We start from the raw sequence: 23,725 nt of genomic DNA, 5'->3' as shown, positions 1-23,725 counted from the left end.
CAAGGTCCGAAGCCCGACAGTTAACCAATAATCAACCCAACACAAAACCCCTCGCCACCGTTCTAGCGCTCGATGCTGCGGTTCCAGCGTGCGTTCCAGGCCGGGCGCTGTTCGTTGACCTGGTCCCAATCCACGGCAATCGCGGTTTCCAGATATTGCTTCATCGCCTCCACCTGGCCACGGGTCTTGTCGGTGGTCGGGGTGTTGGGGTTGGACGGGATCTGGTCGCCTTCTTCCAGGGCGACGGCCTGGGCTTGTGGAGACAGCAGGAACGCGGCAAGTTTTTGCGCCAGTTCAGGCTGGGTGTTTTGGGCGATGGCACATTCGGCAACGTTGAGCACCACGGCGCCTTCCTTCGGTTGCGCGTACTCGACCGACATGCCCTTGATTTTCAGCGCGGTGACCTGGGTCGGCGTCAGCGGGAACAGCGCGGCTTCATCGGTCTGCAGCATTTCGGAAATCTTCGCCGAGCTCGGGATGTACTCCAGCACGTTGCGTCCGACGGTGTTTGGCCAGGCCTTGAAACCCGGCTCGACGTCGGCCTCGCTGCCGCCCTGGATCCGGTTGAACATCAGGAAGCCGTGCAGGCCAAATGTGGACGAGGCCATCGATTGGAACACCACTTTGTCCTTGAAGCGCGGATCGGCCAAGTCCATCCATGAAGTCGGCGCGCTCCAGCCTTTTTCCTTGAACAACCGTGTGTTGTAGGCCAGCCCCGTCACCCCGAGGCTGACGGCCACGGCCTGATCCTTGATGCGACCCTTGGCCGGAATCTGCGCCAGGGTCGGGCTGTCCTCGAGCTTGTCGCACAGGCCCATGGCGATGGCGCGGTACATGATGCCGTCATCCAGGAACATCACGTGCATCTGCGGGTTGCCTTTGCTGGCCTGGACTTTCGCCAGGATGTCGGCAGAGGTGCCGGGCACGATCACCACCTTGACGTTGTTGGCTTTCTCGAAAGCCGGCAAGACCTTGTCGGCGTAGAGCCGCTCCATGGTTCCGCCGTTCATGCCCAGGTAAAGCGTCGGTTCGGCCAACGCCTGGGTGACCGGGAGCAGGGCGCCCAGGCAAGCGGAACCCAGCGAGCAGAAACCGAACAATGCACTGCGTTTGACGTGATTCATGGCGCGACCTTCCTCTATCAAGCAACGGAGATGGAGTGAAACCGGGTGATGGAAAACGCATCCAGCGGCGTGGTTGAGGCGCCGCTGCAGATGATCTCGGTGAGCGCCTGGCCCACCGCCGGGCCGATCTGGAAGCCTGCGCCGGCAAAGCCGAATGCATGCAACAGACCGGGCTGGGTGCTGCTGTGGCCGATCACCGGCTGGCGATCGGGCAGGTAACCTTCGGTGCCGCTCCAGGTACGAATCGCCTGGGCACCTGCCAAAAATGGGTAGAGTTCGACCGCTTGGCGCAAGATCTCAATCACCGCGTTCTGCCCGGGCCGGGCGCGAGCATCGTCCAGGGCGAAACCTTGGCCGCCCCCCAGCACGCAATTGCCGCGCGCGACTTGGCGGGCGTAAATACCGCCGCCCTCGACACCGGTGCTGGCATTCATCACCAAGGGCAACGGCTCGGTGACCAGCATCGCCGGGTGCCCGGCAGACATCGGCACCGCTTCGCCGAATTGTGCGGCGAACTGGCTCGACCAGGCGCCGGCGCAGTTCAGCAGCCAAGGCGCGTGGAATGCCAGGCCCGTTTCGGTGTGTACACCAAAGCGCTGGCCGTCGTGCGCCACGGCACTGACGGCGCATTGTTCGTGGACCTGCGCGCCATGCCGGCGGGCCGCCTGGGCGAATGCCGGCGACACCAGGCGCGGATTGGCGTGGCCGTCATCCGGGCACAACGACGCCCCGACCGCGACGGCACCGACCCACGGAAACCGCGCGCGTAACTCATCGCGGTCGAGCAGTTGCAGATCGAGGCCGAAGCCCTGGCTGCTGGCGGCGTAGTCCTGCAACGCTTGCAGGTCTTCAGCGCTGCGGGCCAGTTTCAGATGGCCGCTGCGCTGGTACTCACCATCGATGCCGATCAACTGGGGCAACTGGTTCCAGATTTCATGGGCCCGTTGTGACAAGGGCAGTTGCGACAACGGCCGTCCCTGGCGGCGCACACCGCCGTAGTTCACGCCGCTGGAGTGCGAACCGCAGAAATCCCGTTCCAGCAGGGCCACCCGCCGTCCGGCCTTGCTCAAGAACAACGCCGCCGAGGCGCCGACGATGCCGCCGCCAATGATCACCACATCCACGTCGATCATGGCTCGACCTCCAGGCCGAACGGCACCGGTTTGATCGGCGCCTGGGCCCGCAAGCGGCCGACGCTGGCGACCGGGCGGCCACTCTCGCGGGCAATGATTTCCGCTGCGGCGGCGCCGCACATCCGTCCCTGGCAACGGCCCATGCCGACCCGGCAATGGGCCTTGACCCGGTTGATCTCCCAATGACCTTCACCCACTACCTGGCGGATGTCGCCGACGCTGACTTCTTCGCAGCGACAGATCATCAGGTTGTCAGCTGCGTCGGCGGCCCAATCTTCGGGAAAGGCAAATGCGCGCTCCAGGCCTTGTCGGAAATGGCCGATGCGTTTGAGGGATTGTTCCAGCTCGGTGCAGCGCTGCGGGTCGATCAAGTAACCGATGTCTTCAAGCAAGGTCAGGGCCGCCCGTTCACCGGCCATCTCGGCGGCGTCGGCGCCCATGATTCCGGCACCGTCACCCGCCAGGTAAACCCCGGGCACGCTGCTGCGTCCAGCGTGGTCCCGCAGTGGCAGCCAGGCGCGGTTGAGGGCGCTCCAGGCAAACTCGCAGCCCAGCAGGTCGGCCAATTGGGTTTCGCTGCGCAAGCCGTGGGCAAAGGCCACCGCGTCGCAATCGAGGGCTTGCTCGCCTTTTGCGTTGCGCCATTTCAGCGACTGGACCCGGCGTTCCCCGTCGATGCGCGACAGGCTCGCGCCTTGATGCACACTGACTCCGTGGGCAGTCAGCCAGGCGCGGTAGTAAAGCCCCTTGGCGAGGGTGACCGGTTGCGCCAGCAGGCCGGGCAGGGCGCGGGCCTGGGCGCTGAAGGGCGAACTGTCGAGCACCGCGACCACGTCGGCACCGGCCTTGGCGTACTGATACGCCACCAGATACAGCAAGGGACCGCTGCCGGCGAACACCACCCGTTCACCGATGGCGCACCCCTGGAATTTCAGCGCGATCTGCGCCGCGCCCAGGCTGTACACCCCGGGCAGGGTCCAGCCCGGCACGGGCAGGATCCGGTCGGTGGCACCCGTGGCGACGATCACGCTGGCATATTCAAGACGGTCGGCGCGGCCTTCATGCAAAGTGTCCAGCAGGCCGGCTTCGGCGTTCCACACCAGGGTGTCCGGACGATAATCGAGCTGCTCGCGCAACTCGTCGAGGGTCTGGTGGAGGGCGCTGGCCTTGTGTGCTTCGAAGCCATAGAGCTTGGCGGGCGAGCGCTTGAAGTTGGCCGGTTGACGCCGATAGATCTGCCCGCCACCGCGGGCGGCTTCGTCCAGCAGGACGGGGTACACGCCGTGGGCGACGAGGGTCTGCGCGGCACGGATACCGGCCGGGCCGGCGCCGATGATGGCGACGGGTTTCATAGCCACCTCATCGACAGGCGCTGTGGATTCATGGTGCTGTTGAAGCCGCCATCGCGAGCAAGCTCGCTCCCACATTGGATCGGGGCTGGGTTTTGGTTGTGTGAACGCTGCCGCTTCCCTGTGGGAGCGAGCTTGCTCGCGATGGGGCCATTCCAGGCGGCATTGTTCATACCTGACGCCCCGGCTCGCGGCGGATGTCCTGCCCGGCTTCGAGCAGGGTCGAGCAGGCGCGGACGCGGCGGCCGTCGCCCAGGCGGACCCAGCAATCCTGGCAGGCGCCCATCAGGCAGAAACCGGCCCGGGGCTCGGCGCTGAAGTCGCTGCCGCGCAAGTGTTCACTGCGGGTCAGTACGGCGGTCAGCAGCGTGTCACCCAACAGACCGCTGGCAGGCTTGCCATCGAGGGTAAAGTCCAGGGCCGGGCGGTCGCCTTCGGCCAGTCGTTTCAGCAGAGCCATGTCGCCCTCATTGTTTGCCTACCAGGACCCGATCCAGGCCGTAGACCCGGTCGAGCAGAATCATGGTCACCGCGGTCAGCGCAATGACCAGCGCCGACACCGCCGCCATCATCGGATCGATGGACTCGGTGGCGTAGACGTACATGCGCACCGGTAAGGTTTGCGTGGCCGGCGAGGTGACGAAAATCGACAACGTGACTTCATCGAAACTGTTGATGAACGCCAGCAACCAGCCCCCGGCCACTCCGGGCAGGATCATCGGCAAAGTGATTTGCCGAAACAGTGTGAAGCTCCCGGCCCCCAGCGATTGCGCGGCCTGCTCGGCGCTGCGGTCCAGGCCGATGGCCGAAGCGAGCACCAGGCGCAGCACATACGGCGTGATCACCAGCACATGGGCGAAGATCAGCCAGGCAAAGCTGCCATTCACGCCCATCAGCGCAAACAAGCGCAGCAGCGCCACGCCCAATACCAGGTGCGGAATGATGATCGGCGACAGGAACAGACCGTTGAAAAAGTCTCGGCCAGGGAACTCGAGGCGGGTGATCGCCAGGGCCGCCGGCACCGCGATCAACGTCGCCAGCGAAGCGGCGCAGAAGGCGAGGATCAGGCTGTTGTAGAACGCATCGATGAAATCCGCGCGCTCGAACACTGCGCGGAACCAGCGCAGGGAAAACGTCGTGGTCGGCAGGCTCAGGGTGTTTTCCGGGGTGAAGGCGACGAGGCAGACCACCACCAGCGGCGCCAGCATGAACACCACCACCAGGGCATGAAACAACAGGGCGAAAGGACCGTTCCTGGACATGACTGATTACCCCAATGACTTCTTGTAGCGGCCTTCGATCATCCGGTTCCACGACAGCATGATCAGCAGGTTGAGCAGCAGCAGGGCGACGGCGATGGCGGCGCCCATGGGCCAGTTCAGCTCCGACAGGTATTGGTCGTAGATCAGCGTGGCGACCATTTTCAAACGGCGACCGCCAAGCAGGCCGGGAATGGCGAAGGAGCTGGCGGCGAGGCCGAACACAATCAGCGTGCCCGACAGCACGCCGGGCATGATCTGCGGCAGCACGACCTGGCGGATCACCGTGAACTGGCTGGCTCCCAGGGACAGCGCGGCCTGTTCGGCGGCCGGGTCGAGCTTTTGCAACGAGGTCCAGACCGGAATGATCATGAACGGCAGCATCACGTGGACCAGGGCGATGACCACGGCGAACGGCGTATAGAGCAGTTTCATCGGCGAGCCGCCGAAGGCTTGCAAGGCTTGGTTGACCAGGCCGTCGGCGCCGAGCAACAGGCTCCAGCCGAAGGCCCGCACCACCACTGAAATGAGCAGCGGGGTGAGGATCAGGATCAGGAAGATCGAGCGCCACGGCGCCCGCATGCGGCTGAGGACGTAGGCTTCGGGCACGCCGATCAGTACGCACAGAATGGTGGTCAGGGCGCTGATCCAGAGGGTTCGCAGGAAGATCTCGTAGAAGTACGGGTCGCCCAACAGGCTGGCGTAGTGGTCGAAGGTATAGGCGTCGCCGTCGATGCCCGAGCTGTAGTCGAAGACGTTGAACGACAGCACCAGCGTCAGGCCCAGGGGAATGACCAGCAGTCCCACGTACAAGGCCAGGGCCGGCGCGGACATCAGGTAACCCTGGCGTCCCCGGCGCATCGCGTCGAGCAGCTTCATGCCGGCACCTCGTCCACGCTCAGCACCCGCAGCAGCGCCGGGTCCCAATCCAGGCCCACCGCCGTGCCTTCGGTCATGGGCGCGGAGCCGTCGTTGCGACGCACCACGCAGAGTTCGCCCAGGCTGGTCGAGACGCCATACAGCCATTGGCTGCCAAGGAAGAAGCGGCTGGTGAGGGTGCCTTGCAGGCGTCCCGAACCGGCTTCGCACAGGTCGATTTTTTCCGGGCGCAGGCTCAGGGTCAGTTCCCCGTGACCCGGGCTGCAAACTTGCACGACGCCTGCACTGTCGCGGGTGCCTGGCAGCAGGTTGGCTTTGCCGACGAAGCCGGAAATGAATTCGGTGCGCGGGTGTTCGTAAAGGGTGTATGGCGCGTCGATCTGGGTGATGCGCCCGGCCTGCATCACCACGACCCGGTCACTGATCGACAGCGCCTCGGACTGGTCGTGGGTCACCATCAATGTGGTGATCCCGACTTCTCGCTGGATGCGGCGGATTTCGTATTGCATTTCCTCGCGCAGGTTGGCGTCGAGGTTGGACAACGGTTCGTCGAGCAGCAGCACCGGCGGTTCGATCACCAACGCCCGGGCCAGGGCGACGCGCTGGCGCTGGCCGCCCGAGAGTTCCCGTGGGTAACGTTCGGCGTGCGGGTCCAGGCGCACCAATTTCAGCACCCGATCCACCCGTTGTTGCAGCTCGACGTTGGCCACTTTGCGCATGCGCAGGCCGAAGGCGACGTTGTCCTTGACGGTCATGTGGGGAAACAGCGCGTAACTCTGGAACACCACGCCCAGGCCTCGGCTGGCCGGCTTGGCGTGGGTAATGTCGCGACCGTCCAGCAGGATGCGGCCACTGCTGGCTTCGACGAAGCCGGCGATCATTTGCAGCGTCGTGGTTTTACCGCAGCCGGAGGGCCCCAGCAGCGAGACGAATTCGCCTTTCTCCACCGAGAGGTTGGTGGCGACCACGGCGTCGATCTCACCGTAACGTTTGCCAAGTCCTTCAAGTTGCACAAAAGCCATCGCTGCGCTCCACCTGAGATTGTTATGCGTCGCCGTGAGGCGGGCTTTTTTATGGGCAGATACGAAAGGGTGCTGCGGGGTGCGTTGGCGCTCGACCTCAGTCGGCTGCCGCTATTGTTCGAATCGCCCCTGTATGGACGCAGAGTAGGACGAAGAATAGGATGGGCTCAATGGACTATTTCACTGAAGCTATGACTATTTTCAGTTTCATTCGGTGAGTAAATTTAGTGATAGGAAAATGAATGAAAGATTCCACTGAACGGAATGTCAGCAAAAGCGAAGTGGGGGTGGGTGCCGTCTCGAGGTTGTTCGCCGTGTTGCGTAGCCTGGGTGACACCGTCGAAGGCGGGGAGCGGGTGACGCAGTTGGCCCAGCGCGTCGGTCTGTCCCAACCCACCACCCATCGCTTGCTGCGTAGCCTGATGGACGAAGGCATGGTAGAGCAGGACGCGCGCAGTAAACGCTATCGCCTGAGCCTGGATTTCTTCGCTTTGGCCGCCCGCGCCGGCAACACCGGCAATCTGCGCGACCTTGCACGGCCGGCCATGCTGCGGCTGTCAGCGTCCCTGGGGGATTCGTTGTTTCTGCTGGCGCGCAGCGGTTTTGATGCCATCTGCCTGGACCGCAGCGAAGGGCCGTTTCCGATCCGTACGTTCACTGGCGACATCGGCGGGCGCGTGGCGTTGGGCGTAGGGCAGGGCAGCCTGGCCATCCTTGCGTTCCTGCCGGAAGAAGAGCGTGACACGGTGATTCAATACAACCTGCCACGGCTCAAGGATTTCCATTTGTACGACGAAGTCTTCCTGCGTTCGGAAGTGGAGAACGTGCGCACGCTGGGTTACGCCGGGCGCAATACCGGCGTATTGCAGGGCATGGCTGGGGTGGCGGTGCCGATCCTGGATCGTGATGGCAGGGCCGTGGCGGCCTTGAGCGTGGCGACGGTGAGTGATCGACTGGGGCCTGATCGCCTGCCAACGGTGGTGGAAATGCTCAAGCGCGAGGCGGCCCTGATCGGACCGCGGGTCAATCCCTTCGACCCGCTGCTGCGCAGGCCTTCGCAGGTGTTTGGGCAGGGGTGAGCACCCTCTCAAGAACACCGCCGTCCCCCTGTGGGAGCGAGCTTGCTCGCGATGGCGGTCGTTCAATTGGCAATGATGGCGACTGACACACCGCTATCGCGAGCAAGCTCGCTCCCACAGGGATCTGCGCGGATCAGAAGTCCAACGTCTGCTTGAGCCGCTGCACCGTCGGCGTATCGCTGGGTATGACCATCGCATAGTTGTATCCCGGCCCGGACCAATACTCGGCCTGCAGCTCGCCGTCGCGGCGGCTGCCACGGGGCAGCAGGTAGTTTTTCGGACCTGGCGGGCGTACGTAGAAACTGATTTTCTGGCCGCTCGGGTCCTGATAAACCACCATCGCCGCTGCGCCTTGCTCGGTGCTGAGCAACCGGCCGCTGACCGGCTTGAAGCCCGCGCCCGACAGGTCCGGCAAGCGGTTGGCCTGGGTGAAGTAACGGTCGAGCCAGCCTTGCATGCTGCCCTCGTCACCCGTTTGGTAATCGGCTGGAAGGATGCCCTGCTGGGCGAACAACCGGTACGCTTCCAGGGCATCTGCCATGGGCGCTGCGGCGCTGATGAAGGTCATTTCCCGTGCCTGCCAGCCACTGTAGCCACTCACGCTGACCGCCAGCAGCAACACCGCGGCGCTGGCCAGATGGCGACGGGAGCGATGTTTCAAGTGTTGGCGAATCATTGCCGGATCGAGATCCGGATTAGCGGGCTGTTGCAAAGCGCCACTCAGGGCCGTGCGCAGGTGTTGCACGTCCTGTTGCCAGGCGCGGACCCGAGCGGCGACGTCGGGGTGAGTGCCGAGGTACGTTTCCATCAGGCGCAGGTCGTCGTCACTCAGTTGGCGATCGACATAGGCGTGCAGGTCGCTTTCGCTAGGGGGCATGTTGATCATTTGAGTCTCCGCAGGGTAGGGCGGGTGATTTCGCCGTCGCTGAGTTGGCGCAGGGCCTGGCGAGCGCGGGACAGGCGAGACATCACGGTGCCGGTCGGCACGCCGAGGATGTCGGCGACTTGCTGGTAACTCAAGCCTTCCACCGATACCCATAGCAACAGCGCCCGTTGTTCAGTGGTGAGTTGCTCGAACGCTTGGAGGGACGATTGCGCGATCACGCTGCGCTCGGCCGAGGGATGGGCATCGTCGCGGTCGGTGAAAAATTCCAGCATGCGTGCATAGCGCCGGGAGCGGCGATGGGCGTCGAGAAACTGCCGATAAAGAATCGAAAACAGCCAAGCCCGCAGATCGCCGTCCGGGCGCTTGTCGTTCCATTTGGACAACGCCCGCTCCAGGCACGCCTGCACCAGATCATCGGCGTTGCTCGGGTTACGCGTCAGCGACACGGCAAAACGCCGTAGCCTGGGGATGAGCTCGCGTAACTGTTCGTCGAGTTCGTTCATGGGAGTATGGCTTCTGTAGGCAGTCACTGCACCGGGACTGGAAAGACGACCCGCGCACGAGATTATTCCAGCGCAGGAAAAATAAATACGAGGCGTGGGAATAAACCTGTCAGGGCTTCGTCTGACAGGTCCTTTCCGCAAATGGCCTTGAGCCCTGGAGCTTCCTCATGGTTGACCCTTCCTCTTCACCGAGTCGGCCGCCGTTGAGTGCGGCCAGCCTGACGCTGCGCCTGAGCGGCATCGCCGTGATCGTCGCCGTGCTGGCTGGGGCGTTTGCCTACGTCCATGGCACCCTCGACCCACAGCGGTTGACGCCGGATGCGCTGGTCAACGTGCTGGAAAAAAATAACGGTGTTCATCCGGGTTTCCGGCGTAATCACTCAAAAGGTGTCTGTGTCGCCGGCTACTTCGAGAGCAGCGGCGAGGCCCGCTCCTTTTCCAGCGCCCAAGTATTCATGGACGCGCGAACGCCGGTGGTCGGACGTTTCGCCTTGCCCAGTGGCAACCCCTATGCACCTGACGGCAGCGTGCCGATCCGCAGCCTGGCGCTGCGTTTCACCCAGGCCAACGGCCAGCAATGGCGCACCGGCATGAACAGCATGCCAGTGTTTCCGGTGGGCACGCCCGAAGCCTTCTATCAACTTCAACAGGCTCAATCACCGGACCCGGCCACAGGGAAACCGAACCCTGCCGCCGTGCCGGCGTTCTTCGCCGCGCACCCCGAGGCTGCGCCTTTCCTGCAATGGATCAAGACCGCCAAGCCGTCGGCCAGTTACGCCACTGAAACCTACAACGGCATCAATGCGTTCTATTTGGTCAACCCGGCGGGGCAACGCCAGGCGGTGCGCTGGGGCGTGGTGCCGATGAGCCAGGATGCTGCCGATGCGATGCCGCCCCAGGGCGCTGATTTTCTCGAGCAGGATCTGGTGAAGCGTCTTGCTGCAGGGCCATTGCGCTGGCAGTTGAACATCACCCTGGCCAATCCAGGGGACCCGGTGAACGATGCCAGCAAGGCCTGGCCTTCTGATCGCAAGGTACTCAATGCCGGCACGTTGGTGCTGGAACGTACCCAGGCACAGGACAACGGCGAGTGCCGCGATATCAACTATGACCCGCTGATCCTGCCCAACGGCATCGAAGGTTCCGAAGATCCGCTGCTGGCGGCGCGTTCCGCCGCCTATGCCAGTTCCTATCTGCGGCGTACCAGTGAAGTCAGCCAACTGCCTGCCAAGGAGTCCCGCCCATGAGCGTCCCCCGTCACTTCGCCCCGTTGGCCCGGTTGCTGCACTGGCTGATGGCATTGATGGTCATCGCCATGTTGTTTATCGGCGCGGGCATGGTTGCCTCGGTGTCCGAGCGCCATGAATGGCTGCTCCAATTGCACAAACCGTTGGGCATTGCGATTCTGTTGCTGGTGATCGTGCGCCTGGTGGTGCGTTTCAGTACCCGACAACCGCCGCTACCGGCCGATCTGCCGGGCTGGCAGGTGTTGTCGGCCAAGGCCTCACACGTCTTGCTGTATGCACTGATGCTGATCCTGCCGCTGTTGGGTTGGGGCATGATTTCGGCGGCCGGAGACCCGGTGATGCTCAGCAGCTCGCTGCAACTGCCCTCGATCCTGCCGGCGGACGCCCAGACTTTCGCACTGCTGCGCAAGGCCCATGGGTACCTGGCGTATGTGTTGTTCTTGACTGTGCTGGTGCATCTGGCGGCGGCGCTGTTTCACGGTTGGGTGCGCCGGGATGAGGTGTTGGACAGTATGTTGCGAGGCAAGGGCTGATGCCCGCTGATATCTGACGACGAGCGAGAACCTGTGGCGAGGGGATTTATCCCCGTTGGGCCGCGAAGCGGCCCCTCTACCAGACACTTCAGTGGGTCATGAGGACCCCGTCGACAGGTTGGGGGTTGCTGCGCAACCCAACGGGGATAAATCCCCTCGCCACAGTGAATATATTGGATGGAGAGACAAGGATTTTTAGCGCAATTCGTCGACCATGCTCGCAACGGTGCTCAACACATCCTTGCCTAATTGCATCGAGCGCTTGCCGGACCAGCCTGTGAGCGGATTCGGGTGGTCGTCGTGGTCCTTGAAGGGCATTTCCAGGGTCAGGGACAAGCAATCGTATTTCTGGCCGACCGCGTTACAGGCCAGGGTCATGTTGGCACGGCCCGGTTCGTCGCGGGTGTAGCCATAAGTGGTCTGGAAGTCTTTGGTCTGATGCTTGAGATGGCTGCGAAAGCGTTCTTCGAGTTCAGCTATACGCGGCGTGTAGCCCGGATTGCCTTCGCATCCGGCAGTGAAGACGTAGGGGATTTCTTCATCGCCATGAACGTCGAGAAACAGGTCGACGCCGTACTTTTCCATTTGCTGTTGTACGAAAAATACCTCGGGACTGACTTCCGGACTGGCGTTCTGCCAGGCTCGGTTGAGGTCCTGGCCCATGGCGTTGGTACGCAGATGGCCATGAAACGCACCGTCCGGGTTCATGTTCGGCACCAGGTACAGATCGGCCTCGGCAAGCAGTTGCTCCAGTTGCGCATCATCCTGATGTTGGAGGCGTTCGATCACACCCTCCATGAACCACTCGGCCATGTGCTCGCCCGGATGCTGCTGGGCGATGATCCAGATTTTGCGCCGCCCTGGCGCACCGCTACCTTTGCGCAGCAAGGGAATGTCACGACCTTCCACGCTTTTACCAGTGGCCAGCAGTTCGGTACCGGCCTTGTGCAGCGCTTGCTCGATCAGCCAATCGTGACGGCCACGGCTGTAGGGTTCGAAGTAGGCAAACCAGGCGTGAGGCTGTTCGGCTTCCAGGTGAAAGCGCAGGGCGTCGCCTTCGAACTGCGTGGGAATACGGAACCAGTTCACGTGATCGTAAGAGGCGACTGCCTGATAACCGGTCCACGCCTTGTTGTAGGACGATTGGCTGGCATTGAGCAGGCGAAAGGAATATTCCTGACCCACATGCAGGCCGCTGGCCTTGAAGTGAAACCATTGAAAGTGGGCGCTGCGGGTGTCGGGCCTGATCTTCAGCAGCGACTGCAGCGGGTTGCTGATGTCGACGACCTGGATGTTGCCACTGTCAAAATTGGCGCTGATATCAAAAGAGGATTTAGCCACGGTCACGGCTCCTGAGAGGATTTTTATGGCCGTTACTTTACACGCAAGAAAGAGAAAGTCAGACGATTTGCGTCATATGAAGAAGGGGGTGAAGAAGGGGGCGCCCTCCCTGGACGCCAAAGCAGCTTAGAGAGTCAGCGATGGATACTCAAGTGCTTGCCTATCGATTGTTTTCGCCGGTGTGGTGGACGGATGCTTGTAAATGAATATTCATTTGCTATCATCGCCGCCACCGAATTTGCGACACCCAAAGACTTCATTAGCCTGAAGCCATAAGCCGAAAATCGGCAAAAAAAAGACCCGGCAAAAAGCCGGGTCAAAAACCGTGATTAGCCTGATGAGGAGATATTCCAGAAGTCCGACCTAAGGTCTTCTGGCCTATCGACTGATCTCGCGACCAGCTGATGCAATAATAATCATTATCATTTGCAAGTCAAATGGTTTTATCGCATCGATTGGAAATTTTTTTCTCCGTGCGCGTTCGCCACGCCATTCCCCTGTGTTACGCCTAGCGAGTAGGGTAGCCATCCAGGGATCGGTCAAGCATCACCTTGACCAGGTCAATCATATGCACCACTGAAAATGCCAGGTCACGGCTCGAGCCATTGAGTTGGTTGGCGGATTCGTGGGCGGTGGCCGCCGCACAGCGCAGCAGGTCACACGCGTGGACCAGGGCTTCCTCTGCGCTGATGTTGTGGTTGACGTCGAAGAAGCGGTGCTCTTGCTGTACATCCGAAACACTTGGTTTCAAGTAGTAGTCGAGGGCGCGTTGGGCGGCCGGGCAATCCTGCAGTGAAGGAAACGTGCTGTTGAAAGGGCTGTTGGGCTGATCCTTGTTGGGGGTGTCCATGATGTCGAGATTCTCCGTGTGGGGGCTGAAGTCCTCAGTCCAGAATAGTACTTATCGTAATTGTGACGATAATTTAAATACTACAATTTGTGTTTTGATGGTCAGGGCCAGCCACGTATCGTGCCGCACATGGATAAATGGATAGAGTTGGTCAAGGCCAAGATGAAGGAGCTGCGCGTCACGCAAGTGGTGCTCGCAGAACGTTTGGGCATGTCTCAGGGCGGCGTCGGCCATTGGCTGACCAAGCGCCGGCAACCCAGTGTCGAAGACATGAATCGGGTTCTGCAGGAGTTGGGGCTGGAATTTCTGGAAGTGGCGATGGTGATTCGCGAGCCGGACACCACGACCGAAGAAGGCATGGCCCTGGCGCAGAAGTACAACCCGTACTTTCGCTACCCGGTGAGTGATTGGAGCGAAGTGGGTGAGATCCGCGAAGGCGATCTCACCGCCTACGGCCAGGCGCGCTATGAACTGACGGATTACCACGCCCAGGGGCCCGCGTTCTGGCTGGTCGTGGTCGGCGATGCGATGACCGCTCCGAGCGGCTTGAGCATTCCCGAGGGCATGTCGATCCTGGTCGACCCGGCCATCGAAGCGGTGCCGGGCAAACTGGTGGTCGCTCAGCTGCCTGGCAGCAGCGATGCGACCTTTCGCAAATTGATCGAAGAGAGCGGGCAGCGTTACCTGGTTCCGCTCAATCCGACTTACCCGAAAAACCTGTACACCGAACAATGCCGCATCATCGGTGTGGTGGTGCAGGCCACCATCAGGTTCTAACTGGATCGGCCCGTAAAAAGGGCCGATGCCTATTCTTCGAACGCCACCAGCACACTGCCCTCGCTGACCATTTCACCTTCCTGGCAATACAGTGCCTTGATCACGCCGGCCTTGGGCGCGCGAATGCTGTGCTCCATTTTCATCGCCTCCAGCACCACCAATTGCGCCCCGGCCTCTACGGGTTGGCCGACATTGACCAGTACGCGAACGATGCTGCCGTTCATAGGCGCGGTCAGGCCGCCCTGATGGCCATGGCTGGACTCGGCGGCGGCTAACGGGTCATACACATCGATTCGGTGCAGGTCGCCTTCCCATTGCAGATACAGGCTGTCGCCCTGGCGGATGGCGCGATGCCTGCGGCGCAGGCCGTTGTGCTCGATGATCAGTTGATCGTCCTGGCGTTGCGCACAACCGGCTGTAACGTCCAGTGTCATCGCCCGATCCTGACCCTCGCAGCTGAGGTGCAAGGTGGTTTCCCTTGGCAGCCCCAGGCGCAACCCGGCGGCATTGGCCCAAGGCGAATGGGCGTCGTCGCAGCGTACACGCGGCGTCAGGCTCAACGCGAAGCCCTGGGCTGCTGCGAGCCAGAAGTCGTCATCCAATTCGCCAGGCTCTGGTAGCAGTTGCGCCTGGTAACGGGGAATAAACCCGGTGTCCAGTTCCGCCGCCGCGAAGGCCGAGTGGGCGACGATCCGCCGTAGAAAGCCGATATTGGTTTTCAGCCCACCGATCGCGAATTCATCGAGCATGCTCAACAATCGCAGGCGCGCCTGTTCACGGTCCTCGCCCCAGGCGATCAGCTTGCCGAGCATCGGGTCGTAGAACGGCGAAATCTCATCACCTTCTTCAACCCCACTGTCCACGCGACGCCCCGGCCCCGCGGCAGATTCGCGATACAACGCCAGGCGCCCGGTGGCCGGCAGGAAGTCGTTGGCCGGGTCTTCGGCGTACAACCGCACTTCGATGGCGTGGCCCAGCAGCGGCACCTGTTCCTGGGTAATCGGCAGTCGCTCGCCACGTGCCACGCGAATCTGCCAGGCCACCAGGTCGAGTCCGGTAATGGCTTCGGTCACCGGATGTTCGACTTGCAGGCGCGTGTTCATCTCCATGAAGAAGAACTCGCCGCGTGCATCCAGCAAAAATTCCACGGTACCGGCGCCGACATAACCGATGGCCTGCGCCGATCGCACTGCGGCTTCGCCCATGGCACGCCGCAGCTCCGGACTCAGGCCCGGCGCCGGTGCTTCTTCGACGACCTTCTGATGCCGGCGCTGGATCGAACAATCACGCTCGTTGAGGTACAGGCAGTGACCGTGTTGGTCGGCAAAGACCTGGATCTCAACGTGGCGCGGCTTGAGCAGGTATTTTTCCACCAGCATCCGCGAATCGCCGAACGACGACTGCGCTTCACGTTGGGCCGAGGCCAGGGCTTCGGCCAGTTGACTGACGTCCTCGACCACTTTCATGCCTTTGCCGCCACCACCGGCGGTGGCCTTGAGCAGCACCGGATAACCAATGCGTTCACAGGCGTCGCGGAAGGTGTCGAGGTCCTGGGCTTCGCCGTGATAACCGGGCACCAGGGGCACGCCGGCGGTTTCCATCAGGGCCTTGGCGGCGGATTTGCTGCCCATGGCGTCGATGGCCGAGGCGGGCGGGCCGAGGAAGATCAGGCCGGCTTCTTCAATCGCCCGGGCGAACCCGGCGTTCTCCGAAAGAAAACCATAACCAGGATGAATCGCCTGAGCGCCGCTGGCTTTCGCGGCGGCAATCAGTTTATCGATTTGCAGGTAGCTGTCGGCGGCCTTGCTGCCACCCAGGTCGACGCGAATGTCGGCTTCGCGACTGTGGCGGGCATTGCGATCGGTGGCGCTGTGCACGGCCACGGTGGTCAGGCCCATGGCCTTGGCGGTGCGCATCACACGGCAGGCGATTTCACCGCGATTGGCCACCAGCAACGTGGTGAGGACAGGGGCGCTCATCGACGCGGCTCCTTGTTATTCGATTCGGCTTGCCAGTTCGGCGCACGTTTTTGCAGGAAGGCCCGCAAACCTTCCTGGCCCTCCGGGCTGACACGGATGCGGGCAATGGCATTTTCGGTGTAGCGCCGCAGCGCCGGGGTGAGGGCGCCGTTGCCGACTTCACGCAGCAGGTCTTTGCTGGCGCGCATCGCGGCCGGGCTGTTGAGCAACAGGTTATCGACCCATTGCTCGACCTGATGATCCAGCGTCTCGGCCGGGTAGCTTTCCGACAGCAAGCCGATTTCCCTCGCCCGTTGCCCGCCGAAGCGTTCCGCGGTCAGGGCGTAACGCCGGGCCGCGCGCTCGCCGATGGCTTGCACCACGAACGGACTGATCACGGCCGGCGCCAGGCCAATGCGCACTTCCGACAGGCAGAATTGCGCTTCATCGGCGCCAATGGCCATGTCGCAGGCGCTGATCAACCCCAGGGCGCCACCAAACGCCGCGCCCTGGACGACCGCCAGCGTGGGGATTTTCAGCTTGGCGAGGTTGTACATCAGCTCCGCCAGTTCCCGGGCGTCGTCGAGGTTGGTGTGGTAGTCGAGCTCGGCCGATTGCTGCATCCAGGCGAGGTCGGCGCCAGCGCTGAAGTGTTTGCCACGCCCGCGGACCAGCAGGAATCGCAGGCTCGGATCGCTGCTGACCTGGTCCAGGGCCAGGATCAGCTCGCGGATCATTTCGGCGTTGAACGCGTTGTTTTTCGACTCGCGGCTGAGCCACAAGGTGGCGACGCCACGGGAGTCGGTGAGCAGTTCGAGGGTGTTGAAGTTATCCATGGGCATTCCCCGTTTACATCCGGAACACGCCGAAGCGGCTCGGTTCGATGGGCGCGTTCAGCGACGCGGACAAGGCCAGGCCCAGCACATCGCGAGTCTGGGCGGGGTCGATGACGCCGTCGTCCCACAGTCGCGCACTGGAATAGTAGGGGTGTCCCTGTTCTTCGTACTGGTCGAGAATCGGTTGCTTGATCTCGGCTTCCTGGGCAGCGCTGAAAGGATGGCCGCTGCGTTCGGCCTGTTCGCGCTTGACCTGCACCAAGACCCCGGCCGCCTGTTCGGCGCCCATCACGCCAATCCGCGCGTTCGGCCACATCCACAGAAAACGTGGATCGTAGGCGCGACCGCACATGCCGTAGTTGCCCGCGCCGAAACTGCCGCCAATGATCACGGTGAATTTCGGCACCTTGGCGCACGCCACAGCGGTCACCAGTTTTGCGCCGTGCTTGGCGATGCCGCCGGCCTCGTACTTCTGCCCGACCATGAACCCGGTGATGTTCTGCAGGAACAGCAAAGGGATGCCGCGCTGACAGGCCAGTTCGATGAAGTGCGCGCCTTTCTGTGCGGCTTCGGCGAACAGGATGCCGTTGTTGGCGAGGATCGCGACGGGGTAGCCGTGCAGATGGGCGAAGCCGCACACCAGCGTCGTCCCGAACAGCGCCTTGAACTCGTCGAACACCGAACCGTCCACCAGCCGCGCGATCACTTCCCGGACATCGAACGGCTGCTTGGCGTCGGCCGGCACCACGCCGTACAGCTCATCGCTGCTGTACAGCGGCGCGATTGGAGCCCGTTGCTGCACCTCTCCGAGCTTGCGCCAGTTGAGGTTGGCGATGCTGCGGCGGGCGATGGCCAGGGCATGTTCATCGCTGTCGGCGTAATGATCGGCCACACCGGAGATCTTGCAATGCACATCGGCACCCCCCAGGTCTTCGGCACTGACCACCTCGCCGGTGGCGGCTTTCACCAGGGGTGGGCCGGCGAGGAAAATCGTGGCTTGCTGGCGGACCATGATCGCTTCGTCGGCCATGGCCGGCACATAGGCGCCACCGGCGGTGCAAGAGCCCATGACCACTGCAATCTGCGGGATGCCCATGGCACTCATGTTGGCCTGGTTGAAGAAGATCCGGCCAAAATGCTCACGGTCCGGGAACACCTCGTCCTGGCGCGGCAGGTTGGCGCCACCGGAGTCCACCAGGTAAATGCAGGGCAGGCGATTCTGCTGGGCGATGGTCTGGGCGCGCAGGTGTTTTTTCACTGTCAGCGGGTAATACGATCCGCCTTTTACGGTGGCGTCGTTGGCGACGATCATGCATTCGATGCCTTCCACGCGGCCGATGCCGGCAATCACCCCGGCGGCTGGAACGTCTTCGCCATACACCTCATAGGCGGCCAATGGGCTGATTTCCAGAAACGGCGCGCCGGGATCCAGCAGACGATTGATCCGCTCACGGGGCAGGAGCTTGCCCCGTGACGTGTGACGTTCTTGTGCCTTTGGACCGCCACCTTGCGCGACTTGCGCGAGCAAGGTGCGCAGGGCCTCGACCTGGTCGAGCATCGCATCGCGATTGGCGATGAACTCCGGCGAACGCGGATTGAGCTGAGTGTGAAAAATCATGGGGGCTACTCCGTAGCAGCTTCGGGTTGCAAGCTACAAGCTGCAAGTAAAGGCAGAAGCGCAATATGCTTGCCGCTTGAAACTTGCCGCTTGCCGCCGACGAAATTCATTTCGTCTCGTTAAACAGTTCGCGGCCGATCAACATCCGACGAATCTCACTGGTGCCCGCGCCGATTTCGTACAGCTTGGCGTCACGCAGCAGACGTCCAGCCGGGAATTCGTTGATGTAGCCGTTGCCGCCCAGAATCTGAATGGCGTCGAGGGCCATTTGCGTGGCGCGTTCGGCGCTGTAGAGAATCACCCCGGCGGCGTCCTTGCGAGTGGTTTCGCCGCGTTCACAAGCCTGGGCCACCGCATACAGGTAGGCGCGGCTGGCGTTGAGCTGGGTGTACATGTCGGCGACCTTGCCCTGGATCAGCTGGAATTCGCCGATGCTCTGGCCGAACTGTTTGCGGTCGTGGATGTAGGGCACGATCAGGTCCATGCAGGCCTGCATGATCCCGGTCGGGCCGCCCGAGAGCACCACGCGTTCGTAGTCCAGGCCGCTCATCAGCACTTTCACACCGCCGTTGAGTACGCCGAGGATGTTTTCTTCCGGCACTTCGACGTCATCGAAAAACAGCTCGCAGGTGTTGGAGCCGCGCATGCCGAGCTTGTCGAATTTGTTGCTGCGGCTGAAACCTTTCCAGTCGCGCTCGACGATGAATGCGGTGATGCCGTGGGCGCCTTTTTCCAGGTCGGTCTTGGCGTAGATCACGTAAGTGTTGGCGTCGGGGCCGTTGGTGATCCAGGTCTTGCTGCCGTTGAGCACGTAACGGTCGCCACGTTTGTCGGCGCGCAGCTTCATTGAAACCACGTCGGAACCGGCATTTGGCTCGCTCATGGCGAGGGCGCCGATGTGTTCGCCGCTGATCAGCTTGGGCAGGTACTTGATTTTCTGTTCATGGTTGCCGTTGCGGTTGATCTGGTTCACGCAGAGGTTGGAGTGGGCGCCGTAGGAGAGGGCGACCGAGGCCGAGCCGCGGCTGATTTCTTCCATCGCCACCACGTGGGCCAAGTAGCCCAGGCCGGCGCCGCCGTATTCTTCCGGCACGGTGATACCCAGCAGGCCCATGTCTCCGAACTTGCGCCACAGGTCGGCGGGAAACAGGTTGTCGATGTCGATCTGAGCGGCGCGGGGGGCGATCTCTTTGGCGACGAAGGATTGAACCTGGTCGCGCAGCATGTCGATGGTTTCGCCGAGGGCAAAGTTCAGGGATGGGTAGCTCATGGGACACCTTTGGCTTTTTTATCGGGTGCGGAGAGCTGAGAAATGGCTCTCACCTTTACGTTAACGTAAGCCTGCGGCGAATGACTGTCAATCGTCCTTTACGTTAACGTCAACTTGGGCGAGAGTAAGGGCGCTTTTGTGCATGAGGTTCACCGATACACCCACTAATAAAGATAAGAGGGGGGCGTCATGGATCAACTCGGTTCGCATTCGCAGCTCAGCTACACCCGTGGTTCCCAGGCCAAGGCCTTGCTGGCCCAGACCATCGGCCAGGCTTTCGACCAGACGGTGGCCCGCTACGCGGAGGGCGAGGCGTTGGTGGTTCGCCATCAAGCGCTGCGTTACACCTGGCAACAACTGGCTGACGCCGTCGACCTGCACGCCCGAGCCTTATTGGCGTTAGGTGTGAAAACCGGCGACCGCCTCGGCGTGTGGGCGCCCAATTGCGCCCAGTGGTGCATCACTCAATTCGCCAGTGCGAAGATCGGTGTCATTCTCGTCAACATCAACCCGGCCTACCGTGCCTCCGAGCTGGAGTACGTACTCCAACAATCCGGATGTCAGTGGCTGGTGTGCGCCGGGGCGTTCAAGACGTCGGATTACCACGCCATGGTGCAGGGGCTGGCGCCAGAGCTGGCGGAGCAATCGATCGGCCACCTGCACAGCGAGCGTCTGCCGGATCTGCGCGGTGTGATCAGCCTCGATCCCCAGCCGCCTTCAGGCTTCCTGCCCTGGTCGCAACTGACAGCCCTTGGCGCAGCGGTGACGCCTGGGCAATTGGCTGAGCACCAGGCCAGCCTGCATTTCGATCAACCGGTCAATATCCAGTACACCTCCGGCACTACCGGCTTCCCCAAAGGCGCGACCCTTAGCCACCGCAACATCCTCAACAACGGCTACATGGTCGGCGAAAGCCTGGGCCTGACCGCCGCCGACCGCCTGGTGATCCCGGTGCCGCTCTACCATTGCTTCGGCATGGTCATGGGCAACCTGGGCTGCATGACCCACGGCAGCACCATGATCTACCCCAACGATGCCTTCGATCCGTTGCTGACCCTGCGCACCGTGGCCGAAGAGAAAGCCACTGCGCTGTACGGCGTGCCCACCATGTTCATCGCCCTGCTGGATCAGCCGCAGCGGGGTGAGTTCGACTTGTCCAGCCTGCGCACCGGGATCATGGCTGGGGCGACGTGCCCGATCGAGGTGATGCGACGGGTCATCAACGAGATGCACATGGCCGAAGTGCAAATAGCCTACGGCATGACGGAAACCAGTCCGGTGTCATTGCAGACCGGCCCTTCAGATGAGCTGGAATTGCGCGTGACCACCGTCGGTCGCACCCAGCCGCAATTGGAAAGCAAGATTATCAACGAAGCGGGGGAGGTCGTCCCTCGGGGCACCATCGGCGAGTTGTGTACCCGTGGCTACAGCGTGATGCTCGGCTATTGGAACAACCCCAAGGGCACCGCCGATGCGGTCGACCAGGAGCACTGGATGCACACCGGTGACCTGGCGACCATGGACGAGCAGGGTTATGTCTGCATTGTCGGTCGCAACAAGGACATGATCATCCGCGGCGGTGAGAATGTTTACCCCCGTGAGCTGGAAGAGTTCTTCTTCACCCACCCGGCGGTGGCGGATGTGCAGGTGATCGGCATCCCATGCTCGCGTTACGGCGAGGAAATCGTCGCCTGGATCAAATTCCATCCCGGCCACAGCGCCACGGAGCAGGAGCTACAGGACTGGTGCAAAGAACGCATTGCCCACTTCAAAACGCCACGACATTTCAAGTTCGTCGAAGAATTCCCAATGACCGTGACCGGCAAGATCCAGAAATTCCGCATGCGTGAAATCAGCGTCGAAGAACTGCGCGATAAGCAACGCTAGCCACAATACTGTGGGAGCGAGCTTGCTCGCGATGGCGGTGGGATAGTTGACAGATAGGTTGGCTGTGTCGCCGTCATCGCGAGCAAGCACGCTCCCACAGGGGAAAATGTGAAATCCGGAAAGCACAAAGGGGAGCCGAAGCTCCCCTTTAATTTTGTCGTCGCGTGCTCTTTTTTTATTATTGAGGGGCGGCCTGTTGTTGTTTTTGGTAGCCGTGACCCGTACCGCTGTTTTTGGCGATCCCCATCCGGGATCAAGAGCAAACGTATTTTTTTGAGCGCTGATCTGCTTTTTCGCCTGGCGATCCAACCGATTCGGGAGCTACCTGAAGGTAGTTTTATTGTTCTCTGCCCGGTTGCGGGTTGCTCCTGAAAGCACCCTGAAAAGCACATCCTCTCCAAAAAAATCTGTTAGCTGCGTCTCTGCCGTGTTGTTTTTGTTATGTCAGAGTCGTTTCGTCTTGTTTTTATTGGGTTTGCTGCATTTTTTATTCTTGTTATGTCAGAGATATAGCAGGTGGCGTGCCAACTTTAAAAAATGCATATAAATCAATGAGTTAATTTTTTTATCTGAAAAACCTGACAGAGCAAACCTGACAAATTGTTTCCGTGTTACTCGTTTCGCTTCCGTTACAAAGGCGCGCGGTAACACCTCACTGTGCGGCGCGTGCCTTGGCGACCCGCGAACCGGTCGGGCGACCGAGCACATCACAGATCTGCCGCCCCGCAGCGATCAGCGCGTCCAGGTCGACGCCGGTTTCAATGCCCAGGCCATTGAGCAGGTACAGCACATCTTCGGTGGCAACGTTACCGCTGGCGCCCTTGGCATAGGGGCAGCCGCCAAGGCCGGCGATGGAACTGTCGAACACGGCGATGCCTTCCAGCAGGCTGGCGTAGACGTTGGCCATGGCCTGACCGTAGGTGTCGTGGAAGTGTCCGGCGAGCTTGTCGCGAGGCACCTCAGCCGAAACCACTTCGAACATCTTGCGCGTGGCGCCGGCGGTGCCCGTGCCGATGGTGTCGCCCAGGGACACTTCGTAACAGCCCATCGCATACAGCTCCCGCGCGACCCAGGCGACCTGCTCGGGCTTGACCGCACCTTCGTACGGGCAGCCGAGCACGCAGGACACGTAACCGCGCACGCTGACATCGTGCTGCTTCGCGGCCTCCATGATCGGTGCGAAGCGCTCCAGGCTTTCCTTGATGGAACAGTTGATGTTGCGCTGGGAGAAAGCTTCGGACGCAGCGGCGAACACCGCGACTTCTTTCACACCGGCCGCCAACGCGTCTTCAAAACCGCGCAGGTTCGGTGCCAGGGCACCGTAGGTGACGCCGGGCTTGCGCTGGATCTGCGCGAACACCTCGGCGGAACCGGCCATTTGCGGCACCCATTTGGGCGAGACAAAACTGCCGACCTCGATGTAGCCCAGGCCGGCGGCACTCAGGGCATCCACCAGGCGCACTTTGTCGGCGACGCTGATGGGTTGAGCTTCATTCTGCAGCCCGTCGCGGGGGCCAACTTCAATCAAGCGTACAAAGGAGGGGAGGGACATGGGGGTTGACCTGTAGTGAGTTGCCAATATGTCGAGCGCAATGATGAACCCATTGTGGCAGCGAGCTTGCTCGCGGTAGCGGTGGATCAGCTTGCAATGATGTTGAATGTGCCGCCATCGCGAGCAAGCTCGCTCCCACAGGGAGAGTGTTACTGGACGATTTCCTCGCCCTCGATCGTCTGCTCCAATGCCTGGATACAGCGTTCTTCGGCGGTGTCGAGTTCCAGCTTCATTTGTTCGATGTCCAGCAATTGCTGTTCGAGTTGTTCCCGACGCTCGGCGATTTTCGCCAGCATGCTGTGCAGCTGTTTCTGATTGCCGCTGGTGGGGTCGTAGAGTTCGATCAGTTCTCGGCATTCGGCCAGGGAGAAGCCAATGCGCTTGCCCCGCAGGATCAGCTTCAGGCTGACCTTGTCCCGCGGCGAGTAAATGCGTTCCTGGCCTCGTCGTTCGGGGCTCAACAGGCCTTGCTCTTCATAGAAGCGAATGGCCCGGGTGGTGATGTCCAGTTCGCGGGCGAGGTCGGAGATGCTGTAGGTCTGGCTGCTCATGGAAGCGCTCGAAACGAAAGGGGCTGGCGCTAAAGCTAATGGCAGGTTGACGTTCGCGTCAAGCATGGGGG

General features: G+C 61.7%; 22 protein-coding genes. 5 read left to right on the top strand and 17 right to left on the bottom strand.

Annotated elements, in window-relative coordinates:
• Positions 1 to 62: 62 nt before the first annotated feature.
• The 7 genes from LOY70_RS20415 to LOY70_RS20385 form a co-directional block, all read right to left on the bottom strand.
• Entirely contained in the window at positions 63 to 1,124 is a 1,062-nt protein-coding gene (locus LOY70_RS20415; protein WP_265029110.1) for an ABC transporter substrate-binding protein, read from the bottom strand.
• A 17-nt stretch (positions 1,125 to 1,141) separates the two neighbouring features.
• Entirely contained in the window at positions 1,142 to 2,257 is a 1,116-nt protein-coding gene (locus tag LOY70_RS20410) for an NAD(P)/FAD-dependent oxidoreductase (protein ID WP_265029109.1), read from the bottom strand.
• The gene (locus LOY70_RS20405) at positions 2,254 to 3,609 is read right to left on the bottom strand and encodes an NAD(P)/FAD-dependent oxidoreductase (protein WP_265029108.1); all 1,356 of its coding nucleotides are present in this window, start codon (positions 3,607 to 3,609) and stop codon (positions 2,254 to 2,256) included. The genes LOY70_RS20410 and LOY70_RS20405 overlap by 4 nt, the downstream gene beginning before the upstream one ends.
• Positions 3,610 to 3,775: 166 nt before the next feature.
• Positions 3,776 to 4,066 (bottom strand): (2Fe-2S)-binding protein, encoded by a 291-nt coding sequence (locus tag LOY70_RS20400; RefSeq protein ID WP_265029107.1) that lies wholly within the window; start codon positions 4,064 to 4,066, stop codon positions 3,776 to 3,778.
• Between the two features lie 7 nt (positions 4,067 to 4,073).
• Positions 4,074 to 4,868 carry an ABC transporter permease gene (locus LOY70_RS20395; protein WP_265029106.1) on the bottom strand — a complete coding sequence of 265 codons (795 nt, stop codon included), beginning with the start codon at positions 4,866 to 4,868 and terminating at the stop codon, positions 4,074 to 4,076.
• Positions 4,869 to 4,874: 6 nt separating this feature from the next.
• Positions 4,875 to 5,744: an ABC transporter permease gene (locus tag LOY70_RS20390; protein WP_265029105.1), complete on the bottom strand. Its 870-nt coding sequence runs from the start codon at positions 5,742 to 5,744 to the stop codon at positions 4,875 to 4,877.
• The gene (locus tag LOY70_RS20385) at positions 5,741 to 6,766 is read right to left on the bottom strand and encodes an ABC transporter ATP-binding protein (protein ID WP_265029104.1); all 1,026 of its coding nucleotides are present in this window, start codon (positions 6,764 to 6,766) and stop codon (positions 5,741 to 5,743) included. Before LOY70_RS20385 ends, LOY70_RS20390 begins: the two co-directional genes overlap by 4 nt.
• A 242-nt stretch (positions 6,767 to 7,008) precedes the next feature.
• Here LOY70_RS20385 and LOY70_RS20380 point away from each other — a divergent pair, with 242 nt between their 5' ends.
• Positions 7,009 to 7,845, top strand: coding sequence for an IclR family transcriptional regulator (locus tag LOY70_RS20380; RefSeq protein WP_265029103.1), 837 nt, complete (start codon positions 7,009 to 7,011; stop codon positions 7,843 to 7,845).
• 133 nt (positions 7,846 to 7,978) lie between these two features.
• On the opposite strand, the gene LOY70_RS20375 is transcribed toward LOY70_RS20380, so the two are convergent.
• On the bottom strand, positions 7,979 to 8,731 hold the full coding sequence (locus tag LOY70_RS20375) for an anti-sigma factor family protein (RefSeq protein WP_265029102.1): 753 nt from the start codon (positions 8,729 to 8,731) through the stop codon (positions 7,979 to 7,981).
• Positions 8,728 to 9,234 (bottom strand): sigma-70 family RNA polymerase sigma factor, encoded by a 507-nt coding sequence (locus tag LOY70_RS20370; protein WP_123416533.1) that lies wholly within the window; start codon positions 9,232 to 9,234, stop codon positions 8,728 to 8,730. The genes LOY70_RS20375 and LOY70_RS20370 overlap by 4 nt, the downstream gene beginning before the upstream one ends.
• Before the next feature lie 167 nt (positions 9,235 to 9,401).
• Between LOY70_RS20370 and LOY70_RS20365 the strand changes: the two genes are divergently transcribed.
• Entirely contained in the window at positions 9,402 to 10,481 is a 1,080-nt protein-coding gene (locus LOY70_RS20365) for a catalase family peroxidase (protein WP_265029101.1), read from the top strand.
• Positions 10,478 to 11,014, top strand: a complete 537-nt coding sequence (locus LOY70_RS20360; protein ID WP_265029100.1) for a cytochrome b — start codon at positions 10,478 to 10,480, stop codon at positions 11,012 to 11,014. Before LOY70_RS20365 ends, LOY70_RS20360 begins: the two co-directional genes overlap by 4 nt.
• A 195-nt stretch (positions 11,015 to 11,209) precedes the next feature.
• On the opposite strand, the gene LOY70_RS20355 is transcribed toward LOY70_RS20360, so the two are convergent.
• Both LOY70_RS20355 and LOY70_RS20350 read right to left on the bottom strand, forming a co-directional pair.
• Positions 11,210 to 12,361 (bottom strand): M14-type cytosolic carboxypeptidase, encoded by a 1,152-nt coding sequence (locus LOY70_RS20355; protein WP_123416536.1) that lies wholly within the window; start codon positions 12,359 to 12,361, stop codon positions 11,210 to 11,212.
• Positions 12,362 to 12,863: 502 nt separating this feature from the next.
• The gene (locus LOY70_RS20350) at positions 12,864 to 13,205 is read right to left on the bottom strand and encodes a DUF6124 family protein (protein WP_265029099.1); all 342 of its coding nucleotides are present in this window, start codon (positions 13,203 to 13,205) and stop codon (positions 12,864 to 12,866) included.
• Positions 13,206 to 13,334: 129 nt separating this feature from the next.
• Here LOY70_RS20350 and LOY70_RS20345 point away from each other — a divergent pair, with 129 nt between their 5' ends.
• Positions 13,335 to 13,982, top strand: a complete 648-nt coding sequence (locus LOY70_RS20345; protein ID WP_265029098.1) for a LexA family protein — start codon at positions 13,335 to 13,337, stop codon at positions 13,980 to 13,982.
• Between the two features lie 29 nt (positions 13,983 to 14,011).
• On the opposite strand, the gene LOY70_RS20340 is transcribed toward LOY70_RS20345, so the two are convergent.
• From LOY70_RS20340 to LOY70_RS20325, 4 genes are all read right to left on the bottom strand, one after another.
• Positions 14,012 to 15,961 (bottom strand): acetyl/propionyl/methylcrotonyl-CoA carboxylase subunit alpha, encoded by a 1,950-nt coding sequence (locus LOY70_RS20340; RefSeq protein ID WP_265029097.1) that lies wholly within the window; start codon positions 15,959 to 15,961, stop codon positions 14,012 to 14,014.
• A complete protein-coding gene (locus LOY70_RS20335; RefSeq protein WP_265029096.1) occupies positions 15,958 to 16,776 on the bottom strand; it encodes a gamma-carboxygeranoyl-CoA hydratase in 819 nt (272 codons plus the stop codon). The genes LOY70_RS20340 and LOY70_RS20335 overlap by 4 nt, the downstream gene beginning before the upstream one ends.
• 13 nt (positions 16,777 to 16,789) lie before the next feature.
• Complete coding sequence (locus LOY70_RS20330) at positions 16,790 to 18,394, bottom strand: carboxyl transferase domain-containing protein (protein WP_265029095.1); 1,605 nt, start codon at positions 18,392 to 18,394, stop codon at positions 16,790 to 16,792.
• Between the two features lie 106 nt (positions 18,395 to 18,500).
• Entirely contained in the window at positions 18,501 to 19,664 is a 1,164-nt protein-coding gene (locus LOY70_RS20325) for an isovaleryl-CoA dehydrogenase (protein WP_265029094.1), read from the bottom strand.
• A gap of 189 nt (positions 19,665 to 19,853) precedes the next feature.
• On the opposite strand from LOY70_RS20325, the gene LOY70_RS20320 reads away from it, so the two are divergent.
• Complete coding sequence (locus LOY70_RS20320; protein ID WP_265029093.1) at positions 19,854 to 21,551, top strand: AMP-binding protein; 1,698 nt, start codon at positions 19,854 to 19,856, stop codon at positions 21,549 to 21,551.
• Positions 21,552 to 22,203: 652 nt separating this feature from the next.
• Here the strand turns inward: LOY70_RS20320 and LOY70_RS20315 are convergent.
• Together LOY70_RS20315 and LOY70_RS20310 are read right to left on the bottom strand one after the other, a co-directional pair.
• On the bottom strand, positions 22,204 to 23,103 hold the full coding sequence (locus LOY70_RS20315) for a hydroxymethylglutaryl-CoA lyase (RefSeq protein WP_265029092.1): 900 nt from the start codon (positions 23,101 to 23,103) through the stop codon (positions 22,204 to 22,206).
• Positions 23,104 to 23,252: 149 nt separating this feature from the next.
• Positions 23,253 to 23,654 (bottom strand): MerR family transcriptional regulator, encoded by a 402-nt coding sequence (locus LOY70_RS20310; protein ID WP_265029091.1) that lies wholly within the window; start codon positions 23,652 to 23,654, stop codon positions 23,253 to 23,255.
• Positions 23,655 to 23,725 lie beyond the last annotated feature (71 nt).

It is taken from the genome of Pseudomonas sp. B21-054, assembly GCF_026016345.1.
In the GTDB taxonomy this organism is placed as follows: Bacteria; Pseudomonadota; Gammaproteobacteria; order Pseudomonadales; family Pseudomonadaceae; genus Aquipseudomonas.
This window is presented reverse-complemented; position numbering and strand designations above follow the sequence as displayed.

What these genes read in the sequence shown, in the direction of transcription:
- LOY70_RS20405 (WP_265029108.1), bottom strand. Translation starts at nt 3,609, where the DNA reads ATGAAACCCGTCGCCATCATCGGCGCCGGCCCGGCCGGTATCCGTGCC.
- LOY70_RS20385 (WP_265029104.1), bottom strand. Translation starts at nt 6,766, where the DNA reads ATGGCTTTTGTGCAACTTGAAGGACTTGGCAAACGTTACGGTGAGATC.
- LOY70_RS20390 (WP_265029105.1), bottom strand. Translation starts at nt 5,744, where the DNA reads ATGAAGCTGCTCGACGCGATGCGCCGGGGACGCCAGGGTTACCTGATG.
- LOY70_RS20375 (WP_265029102.1), bottom strand. Translation starts at nt 8,731, where the DNA reads ATGATCAACATGCCCCCTAGCGAAAGCGACCTGCACGCCTATGTCGAT.
- LOY70_RS20340 (WP_265029097.1), bottom strand. Translation starts at nt 15,961, where the DNA reads ATGAGCGCCCCTGTCCTCACCACGTTGCTGGTGGCCAATCGCGGTGAA.
- LOY70_RS20310 (WP_265029091.1), bottom strand. Translation starts at nt 23,654, where the DNA reads ATGAGCAGCCAGACCTACAGCATCTCCGACCTCGCCCGCGAACTGGAC.
- LOY70_RS20365 (WP_265029101.1), top strand. Translation starts at nt 9,402, where the DNA reads ATGGTTGACCCTTCCTCTTCACCGAGTCGGCCGCCGTTGAGTGCGGCC.
- LOY70_RS20315 (WP_265029092.1), bottom strand. Translation starts at nt 23,103, where the DNA reads ATGTCCCTCCCCTCCTTTGTACGCTTGATTGAAGTTGGCCCCCGCGAC.
- LOY70_RS20360 (WP_265029100.1), top strand. Translation starts at nt 10,478, where the DNA reads ATGAGCGTCCCCCGTCACTTCGCCCCGTTGGCCCGGTTGCTGCACTGG.
- LOY70_RS20395 (WP_265029106.1), bottom strand. Translation starts at nt 4,868, where the DNA reads ATGTCCAGGAACGGTCCTTTCGCCCTGTTGTTTCATGCCCTGGTGGTG.
- LOY70_RS20415 (WP_265029110.1), bottom strand. Translation starts at nt 1,124, where the DNA reads ATGAATCACGTCAAACGCAGTGCATTGTTCGGTTTCTGCTCGCTGGGT.
- LOY70_RS20325 (WP_265029094.1), bottom strand. Translation starts at nt 19,664, where the DNA reads ATGAGCTACCCATCCCTGAACTTTGCCCTCGGCGAAACCATCGACATG.
- LOY70_RS20330 (WP_265029095.1), bottom strand. Translation starts at nt 18,394, where the DNA reads ATGATTTTTCACACTCAGCTCAATCCGCGTTCGCCGGAGTTCATCGCC.
- LOY70_RS20410 (WP_265029109.1), bottom strand. Translation starts at nt 2,257, where the DNA reads ATGATCGACGTGGATGTGGTGATCATTGGCGGCGGCATCGTCGGCGCC.
- LOY70_RS20370 (WP_123416533.1), bottom strand. Translation starts at nt 9,234, where the DNA reads ATGAACGAACTCGACGAACAGTTACGCGAGCTCATCCCCAGGCTACGG.
- LOY70_RS20380 (WP_265029103.1), top strand. Translation starts at nt 7,009, where the DNA reads ATGAAAGATTCCACTGAACGGAATGTCAGCAAAAGCGAAGTGGGGGTG.
- LOY70_RS20400 (WP_265029107.1), bottom strand. Translation starts at nt 4,066, where the DNA reads ATGGCTCTGCTGAAACGACTGGCCGAAGGCGACCGCCCGGCCCTGGAC.
- LOY70_RS20345 (WP_265029098.1), top strand. Translation starts at nt 13,335, where the DNA reads ATGGATAAATGGATAGAGTTGGTCAAGGCCAAGATGAAGGAGCTGCGC.
- LOY70_RS20350 (WP_265029099.1), bottom strand. Translation starts at nt 13,205, where the DNA reads ATGGACACCCCCAACAAGGATCAGCCCAACAGCCCTTTCAACAGCACG.
- LOY70_RS20335 (WP_265029096.1), bottom strand. Translation starts at nt 16,776, where the DNA reads ATGGATAACTTCAACACCCTCGAACTGCTCACCGACTCCCGTGGCGTC.
- LOY70_RS20320 (WP_265029093.1), top strand. Translation starts at nt 19,854, where the DNA reads ATGGATCAACTCGGTTCGCATTCGCAGCTCAGCTACACCCGTGGTTCC.